Below are 7,063 nucleotides of genomic sequence, written 5' to 3'. Positions count from 1 at the left end.
GCACTTTCGCACTTTCGCACTTTCGCACTTTCGCACTTTCGCACTTTCGCACTTTCGCACTCACGCACTTCCCCACCGCCGCTCACAGCAGCTCCAAGATCTCCTCCAGCTCGGCGCGCAGGGAGCGGACGAAGGAGCGCTCCAGGGCCCGCGAGGCGGCTTCGGAGGCGGCGCCTTCCTGGCGCAGCTCGTCGATGCGCTTGCGGGCGCCTTCCAGCGTGTAGCGCTCGTCGTGCACAAGGTGGCGGATCAGGGCGATCAGCTCCAGGTCGCGGGCGCGGTACACGCGGTTTCCGGAGCGGTTCTTGGGGGGCGACAGCGCGGGGAACTGCGTTTCCCAGTAGCGCAGCACGTGGGGCTTTACGTCGAACAGCTCGCACACCTCGCCGATCGAATAGAACTCGCGCTGCGGGCGCTTCATCCGTGGTGCTCCGGCTTCGGCTCCCGCAGCATCAGCTGCTCCACGGCGCGGCGCGGGTCCAGGTCCTCGAAGAGCATGGCGTACACGGCCTCGACGATGGGCATCTCGATGTTCATCCGCCGCGCCAGGTCGCGCGCCGAGCGGGCCGTCTTTACTCCTTCGGCCACCATCACCATGCCGCCCAGGATGTCGTCGAGCTTGCGTCCGCGCCCCAGTTCCACGCCCACGGTGCGGTTGCGGCTGAGCCCGCCCATGCAGGTGAGCATCAGGTCGCCGATGCCCGCCAGCCCCGCCAGCGTCCGCGGGTCCGCCCCCATCGCCTGCCCCAGCCGCGTGATCTCCGCCAGCCCGCGGGTGATCAGCGCCGCCTGCGTGTTGAAGCCGAACCCCATCCCCTCCACCGTCCCCGCCGCGATGGCGATGACGTTCTTCACCGCCCCGCCCAGCTCCACCCCGGCCACGTCGGCGCTGGTGTAGACGCGAAAGCGGGCGGTCTGGAAGGCGTCCCGCGCCCGCACCGCCGCGTCCGCATCGTGCGAGGCGATGGTGACGGCGGTTGGAAATCCGCGTCCCACCTCCATGGCAAAGCTGGGCCCGGACAGGAAGCAGGCCGAACGCGCCGCCCGTTCGGGGAGCACGTCGGCCAGCACGCCGTCCATCGTCTTCAGCGAATCGTTCTCGATGCCCTTGGACGCGCTGACCAGCAGGGCGCCGTCGTCCATGTGCTCCGCGGCATGCGCCATCACCTGGCGGACCACGTGCGAGGGCGAGACGGAGAGGACGAGGTCGGCGCCGCGCACAGCTTCCGCCATGTCCGGCGTGGCGTGCATCGACGGCGCGAGCTCGATGCCGTCCAGGTACTTGCGGTTGACGTGCTCGCGGTTGATGGAATCCGCCACGTCGGGCTCGTACGACCAGACGACCGTCTCGATCCCCTTGCCCGCCAGCAGGTTGCCGAGGGCGGTGCCCCAGCTTCCCGCGCCGATCACCGCCGCGCGCGACGTCATTCGGCCCCCTTTGCGTCCGCCGTCACCGCCGCGGCGGCCACCGTGGCCTGCGGCTCCTTCTTCATTCCGAAGCGGTGCTCCTCGCCCCGCACGATGCGCCCCACGTTGGCGCGGTGGGCAAAGATGATGAAGGCCACGATGAGCCCGCCGAGGATCCGCACCTCCAGCCGCTCGGCGGGCACGTTCAGGCCCAGCAGCACGCCCACGACCACCCCCGCGGCGATGGACCCGGCCGACACCATCCGCGTCAGCTTGAGCACGATCAGCCAGGTGAGCAGCCCCAGCCCCACGGCCTCGGGCGCCAGGGCCAGGAACACCCCCGCGCTGGTCGCGACGCCCTTGCCACCGCGGAAGCGCATGTAGACAGGAAAGACGTGGCCGACGATGGCCGCCGCCCCGTACGCCAGTTCCCATCGCCAGTCCGCCGAGCCGTCCCACTGGCTGAAGGCGACGACGGGAAGCGTGCCCTTGAGGATGTCGAAGACGACCACGGGAGCCGCCACCTTTGCACCAAGGACACGGAAGGCGTTGGTGGCGCCCAGGTTGCCGCTGCCGTGCTCGCGCAGGTCGATGCCCTTCGCCAGCCGCCCGGCGATGTAGCTGGCGGGGATGGCGCCGATCAGGTACGCGGCCAAAACGAGCAGGGCGGGTGTCACTCCCGCTCCTCGTCGCGGCGGCGCAGCCGGATGACAAGCGGCGAGCCCTGGAACCCCCACGCTTCGCGGAAGCCCTTCATCAGGTAGCGTTCGTAGCTTTCGGGAACGCCCTCGGGATCGTTGGCCCACAGGATGAACGTGGGCGGCGCGACGGCCACCTGCGTGCCGTAGAGGAACTTGACCGGGCGGCCGTGCGAGGCGGGCGGCTTGGTCCGCATGGTCAGCGCCCGCATCACCTCGTTCACCTCGTGCGTCGAGATGCGGCGGTGCCGCTGCTCCTGCACCTCTACGATCAGTTCCAGCGCGCGGTGCACCCGCTGGCCGGTGAGGGTGCTGGTGAAGAGGATGGGAACCCACTGCAGGTACGGCGCGCGCTCGCGGATCTCCTTTTCGTACCGCGGCGCCGTCATCGTCTCCTTCTCTACCAGGTCCCACTTGTTGCAGATGATGATCAGTCCTTTCCCCGAATCCCACGCCTTTTCGGCGATCTTCAGGTCCTGTACGGCGATGGGCTCGGTGGCGTCGAGCAGCAGGAGGCACACGTCGGCGCGTTCGATGGCGCGTTCCGTCCGCAGCGAGCTGTAGAATTCGACGCCCTCGTCGATCTTGGCCTGCCGGCGCAGCCCCGCCGTGTCGACGAAGACCAGCTTCTGCCCCTGGTAGCGCATGGGCGTGTCGATGGCGTCGCGCGTGGTTCCCGCCACGTCCGACACCACCAGCCGCTCCTCGCCCAGCAGGCGGTTGACGTACGACGACTTGCCCACGTTCGGCCGGCCGATGACGGCCACCCGCAGCGCCTCTTCCTCCTCGCCCTCGATGTCGGGAAGGTGCTCGACGATCAGGTCCAGCACGTCGCCGCTCCCCTTGCCGCTTAGGCTGCTGACGGGGTACGGCTCGCCGAGCCCCAGGTCCCAGAAGTCGTGGTGCCCCGTGGCGGTGTGGGCGCCCAGGTTGTCCATCTTGTTGACGAGCAGCACGTTGGGCTTGGCGGCCCGGCGAAGGTGCTCGGCGACGGCGTAGTCCAGCGGATGAGGTCCGGCGCGGCCGTCCACCATCAGCACCAGCACGTCGGCCTCGGCGATGGCGGTGAGCACCTGGTCGCGGATCAGGCGGTCCATGGGCTCGTCGGAGTTTTCGACCATCCCCCCGGTGTCGACCAGGTAGAACTCGCGCGCGTTCCACTCGGTGCGGGCGTAGTTGCGGTCGCGGGTCACGCCGGGGCGGTCCTCGACGATGGCGATGCGCTCGCCGAGGACACGGTTGAAAAAGGTGGACTTGCCGACGTTCGGCCGGCCGACGACGGCCACCACGGGTAGCTTCACGAGTGCTCTTGACGGACGAAAGTAGAGAAAGGCACGAAAGCCACAAAAGTAACAGCGCGGACCAACGGCCGCGAACTCCAACGGCCGTCACTTCCCTCGACTCTGCTACTTCGTGACTTCCGCAACCGCCGTTCAGCCGAGCGGCGCGCCGCAGCTGGTGCAGGCGGTGTCGCCGGGCTCGTAGGCTTCGCCGCACGCCGGGCAGGCGAAGCTCACCTCGCCGCTGGTGTCCATGTGGGCGCGGATGATCTCGATGGCGGCCTCGTACTCCCAGGTGGGCACCATCACCCGAACGATGGACAGCTCGCCCAGGTCCACGGGAAAGATGCCGTCCTTCTGCGAGAAGAGCTGCGCGTCCACCCCCTCGGACTGCAGGTTCTGCACGATCAGGCCGGCCTCGATCTCGTCGGAGGTGGTGTACACCTGGGCCCACGCCTCCATGACGGGAATGCCTTCGTGCAGCTGGCAGGTGACGGGGCGGGTGCCTTCGGGCTCGCTGCCGCAGACGGGTGCCTCGCAAATGACGCAGCGGAAGTTGGTCTGGCTGCCGTCTTCGCAGGCGACGGGGGCGCGCAGCAGGCCGCAGATGGGGCAGCCTTCGCCGCCGGCGTACTCGGCGCCGCAGCGCTCGCACTGATACGCCTGCTCGGGAATTTCGGGGCTTTCGACGGACAAGGATCGGGTCTCCGGACGTGGGGGCCGCGGCGACGGTGCCGCGGGCGTCCAAAGGCGCAAGAAGCGTGCAGAGAGGAAGGAGGAACCCGGAACGCGGTGAATCGAACCGAAAGAGGCCGCGGCCGGCGGGGAACGGGTCCCCGCCGGCCGCGGCTGCCTTCGGTGATGCTGGTTCCGGTTACTGGACGACCCGGTAGCTGTAGCCCGTGATGGGGCGGGCGTTGGCGACCGTCAGGTTGAACGGCGCGCGCTGGTCCTTCGCGGGCGGGGTGATGGTCACCTGCCCCGTGCCCAGCGTTCCCGTGATTCCGTACAGCGTGAACTCCACCGTGACCGGCGCCGTGCGCCCCGTGCCGACGGCGGTGCCGCTGATGGCGGTGGACTCGTCGCCCGTGTCGATCGTCAGCCCCTCGATGCGCACCGGAAGGCTCTCGGAGCGGGTGCGCACCTGGGTGGCCTGCCGGCTGAGCTCGTTGGCACGCGCCGTCTGGTTGGCCTCGGACGCGGCCTGCGCCTGGCCCGCGTAGGCGTTGTAGTACAGCACCCACGCGCCATGGCTGAGCGGGGCCACCTCGGTGGCACGCTGACCCGACGCCACCAGGTCGCTCCAGCGCTCCAGGTTGTACTGGGCAAGCGCCAAGTGGTACCACGCGTCGGCGCTGTTGGGCACCATGCGGGTGAGCTCCTGCAGCAGCGGAATGGCGGGCTCGTTCTGCTCCCGCTGCAGGTACTGCACGCCGGCCAGCACCATGGCGTTCACCACGTTGCCGCGCACGTCCTGGCGCTGCTGGTTTTCCTGCGCCGACGTGTCGGCGGGCATGGTTTCCAGCAGCTGCAGCACCCGGCGCCAGCGCGTGACCGCCTCGCCAGTGTTCTGGCGCTGGAAGTTGATCAGCCCCAGGTAGAACTCGGCCGCGTAGGCCTCGGGGTCCAGCGCGATGGCCGTTTCCAGCCTGGCGATGGCGGCCGTGGTGTCGCCGGCCTGCAGCAGCCCGGTGGCGGCGTTGAAGGCATTCCCCGCGCCCGCCGACTGCAGCCGGTCGATATCGTACGCACCCAGTTCGGGGCAGAGCTGCTCCGAGCGGGCGAGATAGGTGGCGGAGGCGGCGAAGTCGCCCGTCAGGAGCGCCGCCTGGCCGGCCAGGTACTGCGCGTAGGCGTTCTCGGGCTGGGCGGCGACCGCGCGCCGCGCCTGTGCCAGCGCCGTGGTGTACGCCGGGCCCTGTGCCGAGTCGGGCAGGGTGCCCACCAGGGCCATGGCGCTGGCCGCGGAGTCGGCTTGCGCAAAGCTGGTCAGGGGCCCGCTCGTGCAGGTGACGCTCGGAACGGGCACCGTGATCCGCGGACCCCCGCCCCCACCGGTTCCGGCGGCGGGGGCGCAGGCAGCCGCCGCCAGCACGCCGCCCAGCACCACGGCCAGGCCACGATCGATCTTCATCAGCATCCTCCGTTGGTGGAAAAAGCCCGCTCCGCCGGGAGCGGGCCGATACGGGCCGGACGCATCCGGCCGATTCACTGTTCCCGGGCCACGCCGTCCGCCAGCAGGCCCCGGTACGCCTCCAGGGGAGTGATCCCCAGGTTCGCGGCGGCACGCGCCACGTCTTCGAACTCCGGCTTGGCGCGCTCGCCGCCGCCCGGGAGGGCCGAGCGCTTCACCCGGATCTCCTGGCCGCGCCACGTCACCGCTTCCACTCGCCGCGGCAGGGTGCGCCGCGCCGCCGGCCAGAACCTCAGGCCGATGGTGGTTCCCGCCCGGAAGAGCGCGGCCTGCACCGCGTCCAGCGCTCCCGGCTCGGCCAGGGCCTCGATGCGCACGCCGGTGCGCCCCTTCTTCATCACCAGCGGCTGCGCCGAGCAGTCGGCCGCCCCCGCGTCCAGCACGGCCTGCAGCAGCGTGGGCACGTACTCGGGGGGCAGGTCGTCGACGTCGCACTGCACCACCATCACCGCGTCCTCGCCCCCCGCCTGCGGCTCGATGAGGATCAGGCGCAGCACGTTGGGGCGGTCCTGCGGGTCGCGCGTTCCCGCGCCGAACCCGTTCGCCAGCGGCGTGAACGTCACCGGCGGCGGCGCGCCGTTCGTGAGCGCCTTGACCAGCGCGGCGCCCGTGGGCGTGGTGCACTCGCCCTCGAACTCGGGGTCGCGCACGGGAATGCCCGTCAGCAGCTTGAGCACCGCGGGGGGCGGCACGGGAAAGTGCCCGTGCGCCATGTCTACCCACCCCCGTCCCAGCGCCACCGGGCGGGTGTAGAACTCGGTGGCGCCCAGCTCGTGGCTCCCGGCGACGGCGCACAGGACGTCGATGATGGCGTCCAGCGCCCCCACCTCGTGAAAGTGCACCTTCTGCACCGTGGTGCCGTGCACCGCGGCTTCGGCCTCAGCAAGAAGCGTGAACGCGTGCACCGCACGGTCGCGCACCTCGGGGCTCACGCGCGTGCCCTCGATGATCTTCACCACGTGGTGCAGGTGCCGGTGCGCGTGCTCGTGTGGCAGGTTCAGCACCAGCCGGGTCGCAGCGATCCCCTTGCGGTCCACGCGCTCGGCGCTCACGCCGATGTCGCCCAGGTTCAGCTCCGCGACGAAGCGCTGGAGCCACTCCAGCGGCAGCCCCAGGTCCAGCAGCGCGGCGACGGTCATGTCGCCGCTGACCCCCGCGAAGGGGTCGAAGATCAGTCCGCGCACTCGTTGCCCGTCCGGTCGTCGCTTCGCGGCGCGCGGGTTTCGCGCGGGCTCGGCGGTGGAAAAACGCCGCGCATTCTAGGGCGCGGACCGGGCGGCGTCAAACGCGTCGGCGCCCCGGCCCACTGGCGCAGCGGAGGGGAGGGGAGAACGTCGGGCCCGATCGGGGCTGACAGTGGCGCATGCCGCGGCAGCCCCCCTCTCCCGACCTCTCCCCCATAAACCCCATGGGGGAGAGGAGAATTCGATTGCGCTCCGGGTGGCTGCGCGCACTCTACTGGCTCCCTTCCCCCGCGCAGTTTG

Annotated in this window: 7 protein-coding genes; all 7 read right to left on the bottom strand. The window is 70.4% G+C overall.

All coding sequences use genetic code 11. From position 1 onward, the window contains the following. Nucleotides 1–82: 82 nt before the first annotated feature. The 7 genes from VIB55_RS20945 to larC all read right to left on the bottom strand — a co-directional run bounded on the left by VIB55_RS20945 (nt 83) and on the right by larC (nt 6,763). A complete protein-coding gene (locus VIB55_RS20945) occupies nt 83–421 on the bottom strand; it encodes a MerR family transcriptional regulator (RefSeq protein WP_331023655.1) in 339 nt (112 codons plus the stop codon). Then, nucleotides 418–1,428 (bottom strand): NAD(P)H-dependent glycerol-3-phosphate dehydrogenase, encoded by a 1,011-nt coding sequence (locus tag VIB55_RS20940; RefSeq protein WP_331878618.1) that lies wholly within the window; start codon nt 1,426–1,428, stop codon nt 418–420. Before VIB55_RS20940 ends, VIB55_RS20945 begins: the two co-directional genes overlap by 4 nt. After that, entirely contained in the window at nt 1,425–2,084 is a 660-nt protein-coding gene (gene plsY, locus VIB55_RS20935; protein WP_331878617.1) for a glycerol-3-phosphate 1-O-acyltransferase PlsY, read from the bottom strand. The genes VIB55_RS20940 and plsY overlap by 4 nt, the downstream gene beginning before the upstream one ends. Further along, nucleotides 2,081–3,406 (bottom strand): ribosome biogenesis GTPase Der, encoded by a 1,326-nt coding sequence (gene der / locus VIB55_RS20930; RefSeq protein ID WP_331878616.1) that lies wholly within the window; start codon nt 3,404–3,406, stop codon nt 2,081–2,083. Before der ends, plsY begins: the two co-directional genes overlap by 4 nt. Before the next feature lie 132 nt (nt 3,407–3,538). Continuing rightward, complete coding sequence (locus VIB55_RS20925) at nt 3,539–4,081, bottom strand: DUF2007 domain-containing protein (protein ID WP_331878615.1); 543 nt, start codon at nt 4,079–4,081, stop codon at nt 3,539–3,541. A gap of 178 nt (nt 4,082–4,259) precedes the next feature. Continuing rightward, nucleotides 4,260–5,519: a tetratricopeptide repeat protein gene (locus VIB55_RS20920; RefSeq protein ID WP_331878614.1), complete on the bottom strand. Its 1,260-nt coding sequence runs from the start codon at nt 5,517–5,519 to the stop codon at nt 4,260–4,262. Between the two features lie 74 nt (nt 5,520–5,593). Continuing rightward, nucleotides 5,594–6,763 carry a nickel pincer cofactor biosynthesis protein LarC gene (gene larC / locus VIB55_RS20915; RefSeq protein ID WP_331878613.1) on the bottom strand — a complete coding sequence of 390 codons (1,170 nt, stop codon included), beginning with the start codon at nt 6,761–6,763 and terminating at the stop codon, nt 5,594–5,596. Nucleotides 6,764–7,063: the final 300 nt, after the last annotated feature.

The sequence above is a fragment of the Longimicrobium sp. genome, from assembly GCF_036554565.1.
GTDB lineage: Bacteria > Gemmatimonadota > Gemmatimonadetes > Longimicrobiales > Longimicrobiaceae > Longimicrobium.
The sequence above is the reverse complement of the archived record's forward strand: the minus strand, read 5'-3'. Positions and strand labels throughout refer to the sequence as shown.